Here is a 17,862-nt window from a genome sequence, read left to right as displayed (position 1 = left end):
CGCAATCGGATAGCATGGTACAAATGCACGAAAATAACGATCTTTCAAAGACCTTGGTTATTTTCGACGTCGATGGCACGCTCATTCAGTCGATGGCCCTGGAAGCCGAGTGTTATGTTACGGCATTCGCCGATCATCTCGGCATCGAGAGCATCAGTTCGGATTGGGGGAGTTATCTCCATGTGACCGATCCCGGCATCGCAATCGAGCTCTACCAGCGTTATTGCGGGCGTTCACCGACTGATCATGAGCTTCGCTCATTTCACGATCTTTTTGTCAGCCGGTTGAAATCTAAAATTGCACAGGACAAAGGCTGTCTCGTTGAAGTCGCGGGTGCGGCCGATATGCTGGCTAAGTTGAAAGCAGATCTTAGATTTACAATTGCCATCGCTACGGGTGCCTGGAAAGAACCGATCCAAGTCAAGCTCTCCGCGGCTGGACTTGCGATCAATGATTTTCCCTTTGCATCCGCTGAAGACAGTATCGAGCGGAAAATCATTTTTTCCCTGGCGGCAAAACGTGCGTCGTCTTCGTTCCAGCAGACCGTCTTGGTTGGAGATGGATTATGGGATATGGCTACAGCACGGACGCTCGACTACGGCTTTATTGGGATTGGGACTGGGATTCAGGCCTCACGCCTACAAGCTGAAGGTGCTGCTCACGTCATCGAAAATTATCTCGATTATGAAAGCTTTATCAGTGTGCTAGGCAAAGCACCTCCTCTACGCTGGCTGCCGCTATGAGTCTCTCACCTTTTCCGAAAGCTCTTCTCACCCGCGCGGAAAATCTGCTTGCCCTCTATCGGGATCAGGGCTTGATGCTGGCAACGGCCGAATCCTGCACCGGCGGCCTCGTGGCCGGACTGCTGACGGAAATCGCTGGCTCCTCGGATGTCGTCGAACGCGGCTTCGTCACTTATTCCAATGCCGCCAAGCAAGAATGTCTCGGCGTGCCGGAGGCCGTGATTACGGGCTTTGGCGCCGTCAGCCAGAAAACAGCGCGGGCGATGGCTGAAGGGGCCCTCCTCCATTCCAAAGCCGATGTCGCGGTTGCCGTCACCGGCATTGCAGGACCTGGCGGCGGCAGCGCCGCAAAACCGGTCGGCCTGGTGCATTTCGGCTGCGCTCGCAAGGGACGCCCCACCGTCACGCGCGTCAAACGATTCGGCGCGATCAGCCGCGACGCGATCCGTTTCGCCGCAATCGGCGTCGCTCTCGATTTGTTGTTCGAAGCCGTGGCCTGAGCCGACAATAATTCTTGACCATTGGGGCGTATAGGAAGACGGCTTCCTATCATCAAAGCATCGGATCCGGCATTGGCCCAGTTTATGGATCGATTCGGTGCTTTCTCACAAAAGATCCCATGTCTCCCTCCCTTATCGGCACCTTGCGCCTCGTCTCGGTCGTGGCCTTCACCTTCCTCGGCTTTCTGGCTGTCGGATTGCCCCTGGCCGTGCTGCCGACCTATGTCGATCGTAATCTCGGTCTCGGCGCTTTCTGGGCGGGCCTCGCGGTTTCGACGCTCTATATCTCGACCATTGCGAGCCGCACGCACATCGGGCAAATGACCGATCGCTTCGGGCCCAAACCCGCCGTCATCATCGGATTTCTTGCTTATGTTGTCGGGGGTCTTCTCACCGCGGCTTCGGTTCCCACGCAATCTCTGCCGGTTTTAAGCCTCTGCCTGCTGCTCGCCGGCCGGCTCGCTCTCGGCATCGGCGAGAGTGCCGTCAGCACCGGCGCGATTTCCTGGGCCATGGCCTTGTTCGGAGCCAAGGAGACCGTCCGGATCATCGCCTGGAACGGCATCGCGACCAATGCCTCGCTGGCGGCGGCGGCACCGATCGGCGCCTGGATCGCCAGCCGCTATGGTTTCGTGGCGATCGGCCTTGTCACCGTGGCGGTGGCTCTTCTTGGTTTGATCCTGGGCCTTGCCCGCCCGACAGTGGAGATCAAGGTCGGCGCCGGCATGGGCGCTGGCCATGTGTTCAAAATCATTGCCCCCTATGGCTTCACTCTGGCACTCGCGGGCGCCGGATTCGGCGTCATCATGACGTTCATCGTCCTCTATTTCGAGAGCCGCGACTGGCCACATGCGCCGCTGGCGCTCACCACGTTCAGCGTGGCCTTCATGAGCCTGCGTTTCTTTCTCGCCCGCGCCGTCACGCGTTTCGGCGGTGTTCCGGTAGCACGTGTGGCCTTGTTTCTCGAACTCGGCGGCTTCATCTTGCTCATCGTCGCCGCCGGCCCCGCAATGGCGATCCTCGGCACCGCGCTCGCTGGTTTCGGCTATGCGGCGATCTTTCCCTCGCTGGGCGGCGAGGCGATCGGCCGCGCGCCGCCGCAAAATCGGGGCGTGGCGCTCGGCCTCTATTCGATGTTTCAGGACGTCTCTCTGGGCGCCACCGGCCCGGCGGCCGGTATATTGGCGACGCATTACGGCTATGCCTCGCCCTTCTATCTCGGAATCATGGCCATTGCTTTGGGCCTGGTCGTCAGTTTCGGTCTCGATCCGAGAAAATCAACACAGGCCTGAGGCTCGCTCAAAAGCTCCGGCCATAAATCTCGTCGGCCCTTTTCTCGAAGGCTTCCGAGAATTTATGGAAGGCCATGTCGAACATGCCGCCGACCAGAAGGCCCAAGGCGCGGCTCTTGAATTCATAGGCGATCTTGAAGCGGACGAGACAGGATCGACCCTCGTCCTCATTCACAAAGCTCCAGCGGTTTTCAAGATGTTTGAACGGGCCGTCGATATATTCGACCAGAATGCGCGAGGCCTCGCGCTCGGTCGTCACGCGGCTCGTAAAAGTCTCGCGGATCGCTTTATAGCCGACCGACATTTGCGCGATTTGAATCAGGGTTCCCACCGCCTCGGTCCGGCGGCGGACCTTCAGATCCACGCACATAGGCACGAATTCCGGATATTTCTCAATATCGGTGACGAGATCCAACATCTGGTCGGCACTGTGAAAGACGCGCCGTTCGGTCTGAAAAGCAGGCATGGGCCTCTATAAGCCAGCACGGAGCGGTTGCCAATTGCCTCGACACTATGCTCCTTTGAGCCTATTTATTGCTCAAAGGAGCAATTGCAATGTCTTCAAAACCCTCGGCTCAACCCGTGTCCCTTGCAGCGGCCCAGTCCCAGCCCGCCGCACTGTCTTATCTGGCCGTCTATCGCGCCTCCCCGTTCGAGCGGATCGCCATGATCAAGCGCGGCATAAGCGCCACCGAAGCAAAGCGCATGTTCGCTCACCTCAATCTAGGCCAGGGCGCGGCGCTTAAAGCCCTGAATCTCTCTCCCGCCACCGTCAACAAGAAAGCGAAGCGGGATGAGACCCTATCGCCCGAGGAGAGCGAACGCGTCATCGGAATCGCCAAGCTGGTCGGCCAATTGGAGGCCATGGTCGAGGAATCGGGCAATGCCGAAGGGTTTGATGCGACCGCCTGGATTGCGCGCTGGCTGATGGAGCCCCTGCCGGCCTTGGGCGGTGCGCGGCCTGTCGAACTGATGGACACGATGGAGGGGCAGGCTCTGGTGGCCGAGACGCTTGCGCAGATACAGAGCGGTGCCTACGCATGAGTCGCACCGTCTGGCGGATCGCAACCGACACACCGAACTACGAGGCGGATGACCTGTCGGGAGCGGGCGCAAAGATAACAGGCGGACGCTGGAACAGAGCCGGCGTCCCGGTCATCTATACCTCGGAAACACGGGCCCTGGCCTGCCTGGAAACAATGGTCCATTTCAATGCAGGTGGCCTTCCTCTCAATCGCTACCTCGTCGCGCTATCCATCCCGGACGAGATATGGGCTGATGCCCAGCGGGAAAATCCTGCTAGTTTAAAGGTCGGCTGGGACGCCGAGCCGGCGGGGCGGGCCAGCATCACCTTCGGAACGGACTGGCTTCAATCGAAAAGGTCGGCGCTGCTCATCGTCCCTTCCGTCATCGTGCCGGAAGAATTCAACGTCCTCATCAATCCCCAGCATCCAGCCCTTGCGCGGATTACGGCCACCAAGGTCCGCAAATGGCTTTATGATCCGCGCCTTGGCAAAAAGCCTTGACCCCGGCGCGGATGGCAAGCCTTACTCACCGCCCCAGCCGCTCGAGCCGCGCCGCCTTCAACCGCGCAAAATCCTCCCCAGCATGATGCGAGGAACGGGTCAAGGGCGAGGCTGAGACGAGCAGAAAGCCCTTGGCATTGGCGACTTCGGCATAGGCCGCAAATTCATCCGGCGTGATGAAAGCCTCAACCGCATGATGTTTGCGGGTCGGCTGGAGATATTGGCCGATCGTCAGGAAATCCACATCCGCCGTGCGCAGATCATCCATCAATTGGAGCACTTCGTTACGGGTCTCGCCAAGGCCGACCATAATGCCGGATTTGGTGAAGATGGTCGGATCGAGTTCCTTCACGCGCTGCAGCAGGCGGATCGAATGGAAATAGCGCGCGCCGGGCCGCACGCTCAGATATTTCGCGGGCACCGTCTCGAGATTATGGTTGAAGACATCGGGCCGCGCCGCGACCACAATTTCGAGCGCTCCATCCTTGCGCAGGAAATCCGGGGTCAGCACTTCGATCGTGGTTTTGGGGCTCGCCTCGCGGATCGCGCGAATGACTTGCGCGAAATGCTCGGCGCCGCCATCGGCGAGATCATCGCGATCGACCGAGGTAATGACCACATGCGAGAGCCCAAGCTTCTGCACCGCATCGGCGATATGGGCCGGCTCATGCGGATCAAGCCCGTTCGGCAGGCCCGTCTTGACATTGCAGAAGGCGCAAGCCCGCGTGCACGTGTCACCCATGATCATGAAGGTCGCGTGCTTTTTCGCCCAGCATTCGCCGATATTCGGGCAGCCGGCTTCCTCGCAGACCGTGACGAGCTTATGCTCCTTGACGATTTTCTGCGTTTCGACCCATTCCGGCGAGCCTGGTGCCTTGACGCGGATCCAATCGGGCTTGCGGGCAATGGGCTGGTCGGGACGATGCGCTTTTTCCGGATGGCGCACCGCCGCTTGCTCGGCCGGGGACAAAGTCTCGGTAGAAGCATCGGCTAAAGGCGGCATCGGCGACGTTCCCTTATTTCGTTATTCATTGAACAAGGGGCGCTTTTCGCGCCCCTTTGATTTTCTACATATGGATCACTCGGCCGTAAGCATCAAGCACGCTCTCATGCATCATTTCGGAGAGGGTCGGATGCGGGAAGACCGTATGCATCAGCTCTTCCTCGGTCGTCTCCAGATTCATTGCGACGACAAAGCCTTGAATCAATTCGGTAACCTCGGCGCCGACCATATGCGCGCCCAAAAGCTTACCCGTCTTGGCGTCGAAGATCGTCTTGATGAGACCATCCGGCTCGCCGAGGGCGATGGCCTTGCCGTTACCGACGAAGGGGAAACGCCCGACCTTGACCGTGTAGCCCGCTTCCTTCGCCTTGGCCTCTGTCAAGCCGACGGAAGCAACCTGCGGCTGGCAATAGGTACAGCCGGGGATCATGCTCTTGTCCATGGGATGGGGATGCAGGCCCTTGATCGCCTCGACGCAGATGACACCCTCATGCTCGGCCTTATGCGCCAGCATGGGCGGTCCGGCCACATCGCCAATGGCAAAAATGCCTGGAACATTGGTGCGACCGAACCCATCGACGCTGATAATGCCGCGATCGATCTTGACGCCCAATTTTTCGAGGCCAAGGTTTTCAGAATTGCCGACGACGCCCACCGCCGAAATCATTTTCTCGGCGGATAGCGTCGAAATCGCTCCCTTGGAATCTTCCAAAGTGGCAGTAAGACCTTGCGCGTTTTTCTCGATCTTCGTCACCTTGGTGCCGGTGAGGATCTTGATGCCTTGTTTTTCGAACTGTTTGCGGGCAAGGCCGGCGATTTCGGCATCCTCGACCGGCATGATCTGCGGCAGCACTTCGACCACCGTCACCTCGGCGCCCATCGTATGATAGAACGAGGCGAATTCGATCCCGATCGCACCCGATCCCATCACGATCAGGCTTTTGGGGAAGCTTTCGGGCACCATGGCCTCGAAATAGGTCCAGATCGTCTTGCCATCGGGCTCGAGACCCGGCAGCACGCGGGGACGCGCGCCCGTCGCCACGATAATGTTCTTGGCGCTATAGGTGCCCTCCCCCAGGACACCCTTGGGGATCGGGTTTTGCGGCTGGACGATGGTCTTTTTGGTCGCCGCGACAGTGACTTCGCCAACTTTGGTGATCGTCGCCTCGCCCCAGATCACATCGACCTTGTTCTTCTTGAGAAGAAAGCCAACGCCGCCATTGAGCTGCGCCGAAACCCCGCGCGAACGCTTGACCACGGCCGCCGGATCAAAGCCGATCTTGCCCTCGATCGTCAGGCCATAGTCCTTGGGATGCTGCAGATAGTGATAGATTTCCGCTGAGCGCAGCAAAGCCTTAGTCGGGATGCAGCCCCAGTTGAGGCAAATGCCGCCGAGGTGTTCGCGTTCGACAACGGCGGTTTTAAGCCCGAGCTGGGCGGACCTGATGGCGGTGACATAGCCGCCGGGTCCGCCGCCAATGATGAGAACGTCATAGGCTGCGGCCATGGCAACCTTCCTCCCTAAAATGCATGATTCCGATCGATACGATGGGAAGGCTCAAACGAGCATGCCCATCGGGTTTTCGATCAGGCTCTTGAAGGCGCCCAGCAATTGCGCGCCAAGCACGCCGTCCACCGCACGGTGATCGGTCGAGAGCGTCGCGGTCATCAAGGTCGCAACAGCCGGAGCCCCGTTCTTGACAACGACGCGCTGCTCGCCGGCACCAACCGCAAGAATTGTCGCATGCGGAGGATTGATGACCGCCTGGAAATTCTTGATGCCGAACATGCCGAGATTGGACACCGCCGAAGTGCCGCCCTGATATTCCTCCGGCTTCAACTTGCGGGCTTTGGCGCGGGCGGCGTAATCCTTCATTTCATTGGAGATCGCCGACAGGCTCTTGGTATCGGCCGAGCGAATGATCGGCGTGATGAGACCACCAGGGATCGAGACGGCCACGCCGACATCGGCATGTTTGTGGCGCAGCATGGCCCCTTCGGTCCAGGTCACATTGGTATCGGGCACCTGGATCAAGGCGAGCGCCAGGCCCTTGATGATGAAATCATTGACCGAAACCTTGAAGGCCGGCTTGCCCTCCTTGTCCTTCGCCGCCGAGGCATTGACCTGCTCGCGCAAAGCCATCAGCGCATCGAGTTCGCAATCGACGGACAGATAGAAATGCGGGATCGTCTGCTTCGCCTCGACGAGGCGGCGGGCAATGGTTTTCCGCATGGAATCATGCGGAAGCTCTTCATAGGAGCCGGCGGGAAAGAATTTCTTGATCGTCTCGTCGGACATACCCACCGAGGGGGCCCGAGCGGAGGCGGCCACCGGAGCGGGAGCAGCAGCCGGAGCCGGCGCTGCTTTCGGCTGCGGTCCAGCGGCGATCGCGGCTTTCACATCGCGTTCGATGATGCGGCCATGCGGACCCGAACCCGCAACCGCTGTGAGATCAAGACCGCCTTCCTTGGCGAGACGACGGGCCAGTGGCGAGGCAAAGACACGCGCACCATTGGCAGCCACAGGAGCGGCTGCAGGCGCGGCAGCGGCCACGGGAGCCGCAGCCGGGGTGGGTGCTGGAGCCGGCGCTGGGGCAGCGGCCGGGCTCGCGGCGGCGGGCGGCGCCGCAGCGGGTGCCCCTGCCCCTTTGGCAGCGACGGCGGCGGCATCTTCACCATCCTCGGCGATGATGGCGATCGGCGTATTGACGGCGACCTGTTCCGTTCCGTCGGGAATGATGATCTTGGCCAGAATGCCTTCGTCGACGGCCTCGACTTCCATCGTCGCCTTATCGGTTTCGATTTCGGCCAGGACATCGCCCGATTTGATCTTATCGCCTTCCTTCTTGAGCCATTTGGCGAGCTTGCCTTGCTCCATGGTCGGAGAAAGCGCGGGCATGAGGATATTGATGGACATGGGGTTTCCTCTTGCGCAAGCTGTTTAGCGGTAGCAGACGGCCTTGGTGGCCGCGATCACTTCACCGACATTTGGCAGGGCCAGTTTTTCGAGATTGGCCGCATAAGGCATCGGGACATCCTTGCCGGTTACGCGGATGACGGGAGCATCGAGATAATCGAAGGCATGGGTCATAAGCTGCGTGACGATTTCGGCGGTGACGCCGGATTGCGGCCAGCCTTCCTCGACGGCGACGCAACGGCCGGTCTTCTGGACCGAGGCAACAATGGTCTCGACATCCATCGGCCGAATGGTGCGCAGGTCGATCACCTCCGCGTCCACGCCTTCCTTGGCGAGTTCCTCGGCGGCTTTCAGGGCATAGGTCATGCCGATGCCGAAAGAGACGATGGTCACGTCCTTGCCGGGCCGCGCGATACGCGCCTTGCCGATCGGCACCAGGAAATCATCGAGTTTCGGCACTTCAAAGCTATGGCCGTAAAGGATCTCGTTTTCGAGGAAGATCACCGGATTGGCGTCGCGGATGGCGCTCTTCAACAGGCCTTTCGCATCGGCCGCCGAATAAGGCATGACCACCTTGAGGCCCGGAATCTGGGAATACCAGGCGGCATAGTCCTGGCTGTGCTGGGCCGCGACCCGCGCCGCCGCGCCATTCGGGCCACGGAAGACGATCGGACATCCCATCTGGCCGCCCGACATATAGAGTGTCTTCGCAGCGGAATTGATGATTTGATCGATCGCCTGCATGGCGAAATTGAAGGTCATGAATTCAACGACCGGCCTCAGGCCGGCGAGCGCCGCACCGACAGCGAGACCCGCGAAGCCATGCTCTGTGATCGGCGTGTCGACGACGCGTTTCGGGCCAAATTCCTGCAACAGATTTTGCGTGATCTTGTATGCGCCCTGATATTCAGCGACTTCCTCGCCGATGATGAAGACATCGGGATCACGCCGCATTTCCTCGGCCATGGCGGTGTTCAAGGCCTCACGCACCGTAATCGTTTCCATGGCGGTGCCAGCGGGAATTTCCGGCGCGGCGCTGACCACAATGGCGGGCGGCGCAGACACGACCGGAGCAGCCGCCGGCGCTTCGGCCACGGGTGCTGCGGCAGGCGCGGGCGCCGCGGCCGGAGTTGGCGCGGCGACAGCGGAGGCATCCTCGCCGTCGCCAGCGATCACCGCGATCGGCGTATTGACCGCCACATGCTCAGTCCCATCGGGAATGATGATTTTGGCCAGAATGCCTTCATCGACCGCCTCGACTTCCATCGTCGCTTTATCGGTCTCGATCTCGGCCAGGATATCGCCCGACTTGATCGGGTCCCCTTCCTTTTTCAGCCATTTCGCAAGCTTGCCTTCCTCCATGGTCGGCGAAAGCGCGGGCATGAGGATATTCGTCGCCATCTCTGATCCCTGAAACCACAGCTCTGGCGCGGCCAGGAAAAGGTCTTCCTCCCCTGTCGCACCATGCGCATGCCCATTCTTATTGTAGGGTTTTCAGACCCACGAAGATCTGAAAGAAGCAAACCTCTTGCGGCAGGGCACTCATGGCCGCGCGAGGCATCAACGGCAAGGACACTTCTATCGAGACAGGCAGAGCTCAGCCCTCGACCAGAATATCAGTCCACAATTCAGACACATCGGGCTCGGGGTCCTGCGTCGCGAAATCAGCCGCCTCGGCGACGATTGCACGCACTTCGGCATCGATGGCTTTCAGTTCATCCTCGGTGGCGAGATTGCCGCCCAGCAGCCGAGCCTTGACCTGTTCGATCGGGTCATGCTCCTCGCGCATCTTCTGGACTTCTTCCTTGCTGCGGTATTTCGCGGGATCGGACATGGAATGGCCGCGATAGCGATAGGTCTGCATCTCGAGGATGATCGGCCCATTGCCGCCACGGCACCATTCGACCGCATGTTCAGTCGCCGCGCGGACAGCCCGCACATCCATGCCATCGACCTGCTCGCCCGGAATATTGAAGGACTGGCCGCGTTTGGAAAAATCGGTCAGGGCCGAGGACCGCGTCACCGACGTGCCCATGGCATAACGGTTGTTTTCGATGACATAGACGACAGGCAGCTTCCACAGCTCGGCCATGTTGAAGCTCTCGTAGACCTGGCCCTGGTTGGCCGCGCCGTCACCGAAATAGACGAAGGACACATTATCGTTGCCACGATACCAATTGGCGAAGGCGAGCCCCGTCCCGAGCGGTACCTGGGCACCGACGATGCCGTGGCCGCCGTAGAAATGTTTCTCGCGCGAGAACATATGCATGGAGCCGCCCTTGCCTTTTGAAAGGCCATGCCGGCGTCCCGTCAGTTCCGCCAGAACCCCCTTGGGATCAAGGCCACAGGCAAGCATATGGGCATGGTCGCGATAGGAGGTGATGGTTTGATCACCTTCCTTGGCGGCCATCATGATGCCGGTCACCACGGCTTCTTGCCCGATGTAGAGATGGCAGAAACCGCCGATCAGGCCCATGCCATACATCTGGCCGGCCTTTTCCTCGAAACGCCGCATGAGCAGCATGGAGCGATAAGCGTAACGCTCCTCTTCGGGCGTGAATTCCGGCGTATTGGAAGCGGATCTCGGTTTACCAGCAGTGGGTTTGGCGCGGCTGGTCGGGGGGGCTGCGGCCATAATCGAGCCTCGTTGATGCAGCGAAAGGAACATGCCTCGAAAGGCTGTGGACTGAGAAAAGAATACTTCAGCCCTTGGCGAAATCGAGTCCCGCCAAGCCCCGCAAACATCCCCTAAAGTCTTGAACTACACCTAACTTTAGATGGTGAACTGAATTTCAGTTATTCTTCGAAATAACTGAAATTCAGTTTATTTATCACCTTTCCAGTTTTTTGATTCCAGCCCGATTCAACCGGCTGATTCAGGGTGTCGTCGGCAAAATCACCATCAAATCATCGGCGCCGATCCGTCCAAGCCGTGTGCGGGTCGCCTCATCGAGCAGATCGCGGTCGACGGCATTATTGTGCATCAGGCCAATCCGATGCTGCCATTGCTCATGCTCCTCTTTCAAAGCTGTGAGCTGCCCTTCGAGCAGAGCGATCTGGCGCGCATATTCGTCGCGGGTTTTGAGACCGCGCTCTCCGTTGAGCGCGTGCCACAGAAAATAGGAGCTGAGCGCCGCTGACGCGGCGTAGAGGATCAGCGGGAAGAGAATGGCGCGCATGCGCTTGCGGATGACCATAAAGACAGCATCCACCCGGCATGGTTAGAGATGGGTTAAGCGTTTGGAGAAAATATCGCTTTTCAACATTCTCTTCCGTTCAGCCCGCTTCCGATTCAGCCGGATCAAGCGTCACGCTCCAAAGATCCGTGTTGGCGCGATCCTTCAACCTGACCGTCATCTGACCCGTCACGCCGTCCACCGTCACATGGCCGAAGAATTGGTAGCCGGCAGAAGGCGCGAGATTGCTCTGCCCTTGCGGCGGCGCCTTCATGAAACGCACTTCCGGCCCAAAAGTGTTGTCGAGCTCATTCGGTCCGAAAGTCCCGGCATGAATCGGCCCCGAGACGAATTCCCAGAAAGGATCGAAATCCTGAAATTGGGCGCGTGAGGGATCGTAATGATGCGCCGCCGTATAATGCACATCGGCGGTGAGCCAGACCGTATTTCGGATCGGCGCCGCCTTGATGAAGCGCAGAAGATCGGCGATTTCGAGCTCACGGCCGAGCGGCGGCCCATCGCCCTGGGCAAAAGCTTCCGATCCACGCCGTGCGGCCGCATCATCATAGACAATGAGGCTGAGCGGCATGTCGGAGGCGATGACTTTCCAGACCGCTCGCGAGGCCAGAAGCTCACGTTTCAGCCAGGCAAGCTGTTCCGGACCGAGAAAATAGGCTTCCGGTCCATAGGTTTTTTGGCGGTTTGCGCCATTCGGTCCGCGATAGGACCGCTCATCCAGCATGAACACATCGAGCAGAGGGCCATAAGCGATCTTGCGATAGACGCGACCAAGCTCCACGGCACTTTCCCGCAAGGGATAAAGCTCATGGAAGGCGCGCCGCGAGCGCGCGGCTAGCAGGCTGATCGACTTTTCCTGATAAGCCGGACCCAGTTGCTTCGAAAGAGACCAATTATTGGTGACTTCGTGATCGTCCCATTGGACGAAGATCGGCACTTCAGCCGCGAAGGCACGGACGTTCTCATCCTGCATATTGTAGAGATGATTGGCCCGGAAATCGTCGAGCGTTTCGGCCACGCGGGTTTTCGCCTCGACCAGAAGATCATTCTTCCACAAACTGCCATCAGGCAGGCGCGTCTCCGGCTGCATCACTCCATCGGCATAGATCGTATCGCCGGAATGGATGAAGAAATCCGGCTGTGTTTCGCGCATGGATGCATAAGTCTTCATGCCGCCATCGGCGAGATTGATGCCATAGCCCTGCCCCGCCACATCGCCGCCCCAGACGAAACTGATTGTGCGCCGCGCGGTGGGCGCCGTGCGAAAACGCCCGATCAGAGGCTCGCTTTCAACATTGATCTCGGCGAGATCGCGGAAACGCACGCGATAGAAAATCGTCTGGTCGGCCGGCAGATCCTCGACAAGAAGCTTGGCCGCGTAATCCGTTTCCGGCAGCGCATCCACCGGCGGCAAAGCGCGAGCGTCCTTGAAACTTTCCCGCGTCGCGATCTCGACCAGCATTTGCGAAGGCCGATCAGCTCTCGCCCAGACCACACCTGACTCGGTCGTGACATCGCCCGACTGCGAACCATGGGTTATTTTCGGCCGATCCGCCGCGCGCGACAAAGCCGGGGCAACAATTCTCCCTGGCGCAAGAAGCATGACACCGGCGCCGCCCAGAAAAGCACGGCGTGTCGGAAGAAGTCGCATGGCATCAAGCTCCGCATCGAAAGGGAGCAAGCATCCTTGCATCGCAACACGTCATGAAAATGAATTCGCTGGATCGCCCTTTGAACAGAGCTGCGAAACCGCATCCACCGCTTTTTTGGCCTGTCACCCGGAGGGCGCGCACCTTTGGCTCTGAACATGCATAGGCACGCGGACGGTCCAGTTGCCGCGAACCCTTTCGCACAAAAGACTGGGTCGCAGCGCCGGCTCACGAATGAAAGCGCGCGGCATGACGGACAAAGAGGGATGGGTCGTTTGGAACGGCTCGCTGGGCATCCTCGATACGGTGATGATCGGCCGTATTGAGGATGGCGAGGGCGGCAGAAACGCCTTTCTGGCGCCGCCTTATGACGTCGTGGGGCCGTTCAGTCTTGACGAGCTTGAAACGCACGGCCGGATCGCCTTTGGTGCCTGCCTCGTCATGTCACGCCAGAGATGGCAGGAGGATCAGGTCGATCTGCGCATCGAGGGGCTAAAAAAACGCCGGGCCTTCCTGTTTCAGCCGAATTTCGAGGACGAGCAGGAGCATCGCGAGGTCCTGAACCTGCCGATGGAGGGCCCGCTCACATCGTCGGAGATCAATGGCGCCTTCCGACGGATGGCCAAGATCGCGCATCCCGACGCCGGCGGCAGCGACGAAGATTACCGGCGCATCGCCGAAGCGCGCGACGCGCTGCTCGAGCAATTCGCGAACGCCTCGTAGGCGTGCGGGCTTGTGTGTTCAAATGAACGAACAGAACCATTTCCGGCAGAGGAATTCCGCACCGTCCTGGCCCCCCTAAGCCCGCTTTTGTCGGCTGCCGGGACGTTCGAGAAAGCCTTTTATCGGCGTGGACGAAAAGTAAGCGGCCCCTCGTTCATGCAATCCACGCGCGAGGTACGAGCCCAGAGCCGCGCCAACGAGCGACAACCGCGTCGGCGAACCAGCCCTCGCGCAGATCGGCATGATCGGTCACGATGAGCTGGAAATCCGGGGAGAGCTCCTGCGCGACGTCTGACATCAGCTTGAAAAGCTTGTAAACTGCCTCCCGGTCAGCGTCTGGCAACCCCTCTACGTCGCCATTCCTATCTTTCTCGGCAGGGTAATGAGCCTGCGAAGGCTGGTCGAAGAATACGAAGCCAGGCACCGGCCGTTTCTTCTGCCGAAACCATCGATGAAGTGCGAGATACGCCAGCACATGATATCCGACCCAATTCTCGCCGCTGCCCATGCGATAGAGCGGAACTGGACCGTCGAGGGTGTCGGCGACGACCGCGAGCTGGCGAATGTCCAATCGCAGCCGACTTCCGCTGTGCTCGAGGTCGAGCCTCTGGGAGTAGCGCGTCATATATTCGCCGATCAGATTCAGGATCGACGCGAGCCGGTCTGCGGTGCTCTCGGGATCGAGCAGCTTCTCGAGAGCCGCGACGCGCCTGCGAGCAGCCTCCAAGTCTGTGGCAGACGTCCCTATAAGTGGCTGTGGTGGCAGCGTCTCGAGGAAATAAGCGATGCGACCCAAGGTCCGTGCAAGCCGCAGCTGACTTTCTTGTTCGGAACGGAATGCTTCATCCTGCTTGGCGAGCGCGTCAATCTGATCCTGGTTCCGTTTAAGCGACTGTTCGAGTTCGTTCTGGCGCCCAACAAGCTCACCTTGCGCTTCCTGTAGACGGGGCACCTCCCGGCGGACCTGACTCAATTGCTCCTCCAGGTCGACGAGGGTTCGATGCATCTCGGTAGCCGCAGGGACGCTGATGTCGGGAGAGCCGCAGAGCGCGCAGGATGCAGCATCCCCGTTCTTGGCGAGCCCCAGCGTGGCCAGGCGGGCGCGTTGCTCTTTAGCTTCGAGTGCAAAGCCGCCGGCGACGTCCTCTATATGCCGTATTTGACGCAGCCGTTCGCGAACGGACGAGAGCTCATGACGCAGCGACGCTCGTTCGCGGCGAAGGATGACGATGGGCTCAGTCGAATCTGGGGGGATTGGCGCTTCACGGATTACCGGATTGATCCCGCGCAAAGCGCCGAGTGCATCGTCTTGTCCCGGCGGCGGCCCGGCCGGAAGGAGACCTACCGACTGAGCCTCGCGAAACATGTCCTCTGTGCGGGCAGCTGAAAGGCCCGCCAACTGCTCGCGCTCACCAGAGACCTTCTCGAGACGGCGGAGCTCCTTCTTCTCGGCGTCCAACTCCGACTTGCGACGGAGGCGATCCTCATCAATCGCCCCCAGGAAATAGGGCAGGACATCCTTGATGGTCTGCGGCATGAACTGCTCACCCTGACGGTGAAATAGTATCTTGCGGCTGTCAATTTCATCCTGGTCCTGGATGCAGAAGAGCAGCGCGTGCTTAATGTTAGCGCTCAAGGTCTGGCGGGTCTGGCCGTCAGGCACGGTCGTCACATTTTCCGCGATGCCGACGGAGGTAGTGAGCAGCTTCTCGATAGCTTCGACGGCCCAATTGGGGCTCCAGACGGCCCTCTCAGGCATCTCCACATCGCCACCAATCGCAACATAGACGTCGGGATCCCGGGTCCTTGGAGGCTTTGGATTGCGGCGGGCAATGAAGATCCGGGTATCTCCCCGATCTATCAAAATGCCGTACCAGGCGACGTGCTGGCGGATGACGCCATCGGAAACGTGGCACTGCTCTCGACCGAAGCAATATTCGATAATGTCGATGAGAGAGGATTTACCTGTCTTCGACTCACCGGTGATAATGCTCATGCCTGATGCATTGAGGCGGATGGAGCTGCGCTCGCCGTTGTAGCCGTAAACTCCGATTCTCAAGATTCTAAGGCTCACGGAGCTACTCCCAGCAATGACAGGATGGTCGAGGGTCGATCTTCCTTGGGCAGCCAGCGCCCCAGAAATCGTGCTGCGACGTGGCAGGCGCGAACATCATCGGTGTCGCTCGCAAGGCGCGGAGGATCGGGCCTGAACTTATGGGAACCGGGGCGAAGGCCCTCGCCCGAGATGGTGAGCCAGTCCTGCGCGCATCCAAACTGGATTGCTTCGCGCGTCACTCCAACCATTTCGCGCGCACGATCACCAAGTTCGGCCACATGTTCGGGATGCGCCGTCACCCACGTCGTCATGCGGGTCTTCAAGGTCGGCAGGCTCTCCCGCATTCGAGCGTTCAGAACGATTGGCAGAACAAGGAATGCGTGCATAAGCGGCACCGGCCGTCCGTTGACCACATCCTCGCCATAGCCGCGGCAGGCGGTGCGCAGGACCAGGCCGCAGAATGCGGGGTTGAAGAGGCTCTGATCTTCGACGGAGCGGTCATTCCAAGGCAGAATCATTATTGTCCTCAGTATTGACTGCGCTCAGAAGCGTTTCGTAATGGGGATGCCATCCTACAACATGGCGATCGGACAGAATGTGGTAGGAGCCTTGCGAAATGAAGGGCTCGCTGACCTCGCGGATCGGGACACAATTGTTAGTGGTGTCTGCATACAGCTTCAGCCCCATTTCAGCCAACTCATCCGCCGGCATCTCATTTTTGATCTGACTTTCCACGATACCCTTGCGACGCTGCCAATTCTCGGTAAGCAGGCGACTATAAACCGTCAGTTCATTTTGACGGAGCAGCCCGTCCCGAGTCCAGCGGGAGCGCTGTTCGCGCGCCCGGAAATAGTCCACGATCGCGATCTTCTGCCCGGTCGCGCCAAGTCCGATAAGCTTGAGCTGCTCAACAAAAGTCCGCGTTTCGAGAAGGCCAACCGCTTCCTTCGACGGGTCGGCGGCACCATAGTCGATCGGGAGCCGCGCGGGACCGAACTCTTCCCTCAAGTCATCGATCTTCGAGTCGAGCATCGTAACGGGAATGAGCTTCCCGCCCGGCGCGGCCAACGCGTCGATTATGATGGTGAACCACCAACCCTCGAGGCGCTCGATAAAGGCTTTGAGATGCTCCGGTCGACAAGCTCGCTTCAAGGCAAGTGCTAATTCTTGAGAAGTGTCAACGATGGTGGGCGAGGCATCGAGCATCTCGATCATCTGGAGAATCTGCTCGCGCACCTCTGGGGACTGTTCAAGAAACAGCTTTGTCGCCCAGGCAATATCTGCATTCTTTGACTTCTGAGCGGCAGCCTCGAGCTTCTTTGCTGCCCCAGCGACATCCCGGACACTTGGATCGGGCCGAAGCAGAGCCACCCCAGTTTCCGGCCCCAGCGTCGCGGTGGTGACGAAGGTGAGCTTCAGCTTGCCCAGTTCGGATGGATGATCGACAACCCGCTTCGTCCAGATGCCAACCGTGTTCCAGAACTGCTTGGCCATATCCAACATAGTCTTGCGTCTGAGACTGTGCTTCGCCTGTATCATTTCGACAGGCGTTCCTTCGAATGAAAAGGCGATGTCATCGAAGCATTCGATCGAAATCTGAAGACCAGGCGTCACATCCTGTTGACGCAGGGCAGCCAGTAGTGCGTACCGGCACTGATAAAGATAGCCACTGGCCGAATCAGCCGCTGAATGATTTGCCACAATCACCTCCGCTGCAGAGGTTAAGGTCGTCGAATCGACGTTGCAAGGCAGTCCCCGCGCCACGCTTACGGGACCCATCGGAGAAACCGGATTGCGGAAAGGTCTTTAACCAATTACCAGCCAAATAAATGCGTCAATCGGCAGCACTAGAGGTTGCGACCGGGGAAACGGCGGCAAAAATGGCGGGCCGAGAACAGTGAAGACGGGAACTATGTCTGCACCATAGCCACCTACGGCGCGCTATAGTTCTCTTTCATCCTATCTCTGATACGGTCGCTTTAAACTGCGGGCGCAGCCATTGGGCCCAGCGGGAGGACATGTGGATGAGCCCCTGCACTCGCCATGGGCGACAAGCCTCCGTCGGCCGATCGTGCAGAACGTCCTGAATGCAGGTCTGCGACCCGCCTAGCAGCTCGAAAGCGTTGATATTATAGTTGGTCGGGGGGATATGCCGATATCATTGCGCATATCCAAGATGTGCTTCAGCTTCTTGTATGTGGTGTCGGATATCAGTTTCAGCTTCCGACATGTATCGAGAAGTACTGCATCCTTGAGAGC

Annotated in this window: 17 protein-coding genes; 6 read left to right on the top strand and 11 right to left on the bottom strand. The window is 59.3% G+C overall.

The window, feature by feature from the left end; all coding sequences use genetic code 11:
• The first annotated feature begins 14 nt into the window (after window positions 1–14).
• The 3 genes from BIND_RS07685 (at window position 15) to BIND_RS07675 (ending at window position 2,535) form a co-directional block, all read left to right on the top strand.
• On the top strand, window positions 15–743 hold the full coding sequence (locus tag BIND_RS07685) for an HAD family hydrolase (RefSeq protein ID WP_012384505.1): 729 nt from the start codon (window positions 15–17) through the stop codon (window positions 741–743).
• A complete protein-coding gene (locus tag BIND_RS07680) occupies window positions 740–1,243 on the top strand; it encodes a CinA family protein (protein ID WP_012384504.1) in 504 nt (167 codons plus the stop codon). The genes BIND_RS07685 and BIND_RS07680 overlap by 4 nt, the downstream gene beginning before the upstream one ends.
• Before the next feature lie 119 nt (window positions 1,244–1,362).
• Window positions 1,363–2,535 carry an MFS transporter gene (locus BIND_RS07675; protein WP_012384503.1) on the top strand — a complete coding sequence of 391 codons (1,173 nt, stop codon included), beginning with the start codon at window positions 1,363–1,365 and terminating at the stop codon, window positions 2,533–2,535.
• A gap of 7 nt (window positions 2,536–2,542) precedes the next feature.
• On the opposite strand, the gene BIND_RS07670 is transcribed toward BIND_RS07675, so the two are convergent.
• Complete coding sequence (locus tag BIND_RS07670) at window positions 2,543–3,001, bottom strand: type II toxin-antitoxin system RatA family toxin (RefSeq protein WP_012384502.1); 459 nt, start codon at window positions 2,999–3,001, stop codon at window positions 2,543–2,545.
• Window positions 3,002–3,090: 89 nt separating this feature from the next.
• Between BIND_RS07670 and parS the strand changes: the two genes are divergently transcribed.
• Both parS and BIND_RS07660 read left to right on the top strand, forming a co-directional pair.
• Entirely contained in the window at window positions 3,091–3,579 is a 489-nt protein-coding gene (gene parS / locus BIND_RS07665; protein WP_012384501.1) for a type II RES/Xre toxin-antitoxin system antitoxin, read from the top strand.
• A complete protein-coding gene (locus BIND_RS07660; RefSeq protein WP_012384500.1) occupies window positions 3,576–4,061 on the top strand; it encodes an RES family NAD+ phosphorylase in 486 nt (161 codons plus the stop codon). Before parS ends, BIND_RS07660 begins: the two co-directional genes overlap by 4 nt.
• Before the next feature lie 25 nt (window positions 4,062–4,086).
• Here the strand turns inward: BIND_RS07660 and lipA are convergent, their stop codons facing one another.
• From lipA to BIND_RS07625, 7 genes are all read right to left on the bottom strand, one after another.
• Window positions 4,087–5,064 carry a lipoyl synthase gene (gene lipA, locus BIND_RS07655; protein ID WP_012384499.1) on the bottom strand — a complete coding sequence of 326 codons (978 nt, stop codon included), beginning with the start codon at window positions 5,062–5,064 and terminating at the stop codon, window positions 4,087–4,089.
• A gap of 64 nt (window positions 5,065–5,128) precedes the next feature.
• On the bottom strand, window positions 5,129–6,571 hold the full coding sequence (gene lpdA / locus BIND_RS07650) for a dihydrolipoyl dehydrogenase (protein ID WP_012384498.1): 1,443 nt from the start codon (window positions 6,569–6,571) through the stop codon (window positions 5,129–5,131).
• A 51-nt stretch (window positions 6,572–6,622) separates the two neighbouring features.
• Window positions 6,623–7,981 (bottom strand): pyruvate dehydrogenase complex dihydrolipoamide acetyltransferase, encoded by a 1,359-nt coding sequence (locus tag BIND_RS07645; protein ID WP_012384497.1) that lies wholly within the window; start codon window positions 7,979–7,981, stop codon window positions 6,623–6,625.
• Window positions 7,982–8,005: 24 nt separating this feature from the next.
• On the bottom strand, window positions 8,006–9,382 hold the full coding sequence (locus BIND_RS07640; protein ID WP_012384496.1) for a pyruvate dehydrogenase complex E1 component subunit beta: 1,377 nt from the start codon (window positions 9,380–9,382) through the stop codon (window positions 8,006–8,008).
• Window positions 9,383–9,578: 196 nt separating this feature from the next.
• Entirely contained in the window at window positions 9,579–10,616 is a 1,038-nt protein-coding gene (pdhA, locus tag BIND_RS07635; protein WP_012384495.1) for a pyruvate dehydrogenase (acetyl-transferring) E1 component subunit alpha, read from the bottom strand.
• A 241-nt stretch (window positions 10,617–10,857) separates the two neighbouring features.
• Complete coding sequence (locus BIND_RS07630) at window positions 10,858–11,178, bottom strand: FtsB family cell division protein (protein ID WP_012384494.1); 321 nt, start codon at window positions 11,176–11,178, stop codon at window positions 10,858–10,860.
• A gap of 79 nt (window positions 11,179–11,257) precedes the next feature.
• Window positions 11,258–12,826 (bottom strand): alkaline phosphatase D family protein, encoded by a 1,569-nt coding sequence (locus BIND_RS07625; protein WP_012384493.1) that lies wholly within the window; start codon window positions 12,824–12,826, stop codon window positions 11,258–11,260.
• Window positions 12,827–13,058: 232 nt separating this feature from the next.
• On the opposite strand from BIND_RS07625, the gene BIND_RS07620 reads away from it, so the two are divergent.
• Window positions 13,059–13,547, top strand: a complete 489-nt coding sequence (locus tag BIND_RS07620) for a molecular chaperone DnaJ (RefSeq protein ID WP_012384492.1) — start codon at window positions 13,059–13,061, stop codon at window positions 13,545–13,547.
• Between the two features lie 154 nt (window positions 13,548–13,701).
• On the opposite strand, the gene BIND_RS07615 is transcribed toward BIND_RS07620, so the two are convergent.
• From BIND_RS07615 to BIND_RS07605, 3 genes are read right to left on the bottom strand one after another with little or no spacing between them, the layout of a single operon-like run.
• A complete protein-coding gene (locus BIND_RS07615; RefSeq protein WP_012384491.1) occupies window positions 13,702–15,621 on the bottom strand; it encodes a DUF3732 domain-containing protein in 1,920 nt (639 codons plus the stop codon).
• On the bottom strand, window positions 15,618–16,121 hold the full coding sequence (locus BIND_RS07610; RefSeq protein ID WP_012384490.1) for a three component ABC system middle component: 504 nt from the start codon (window positions 16,119–16,121) through the stop codon (window positions 15,618–15,620). Before BIND_RS07610 ends, BIND_RS07615 begins: the two co-directional genes overlap by 4 nt.
• Window positions 16,102–17,304 carry an ABC-three component system protein gene (locus BIND_RS07605; RefSeq protein WP_012384489.1) on the bottom strand — a complete coding sequence of 401 codons (1,203 nt, stop codon included), beginning with the start codon at window positions 17,302–17,304 and terminating at the stop codon, window positions 16,102–16,104. Before BIND_RS07605 ends, BIND_RS07610 begins: the two co-directional genes overlap by 20 nt.
• Window positions 17,305–17,862 lie beyond the last annotated feature (558 nt).

This window comes from Beijerinckia indica subsp. indica ATCC 9039 (genome assembly GCF_000019845.1).
Classification (GTDB): Bacteria; Pseudomonadota; Alphaproteobacteria; order Rhizobiales; family Beijerinckiaceae; genus Beijerinckia; species Beijerinckia indica.
The sequence above is the reverse complement of the archived record's forward strand: the minus strand, read 5'-3'. Positions and strand labels throughout refer to the sequence as shown.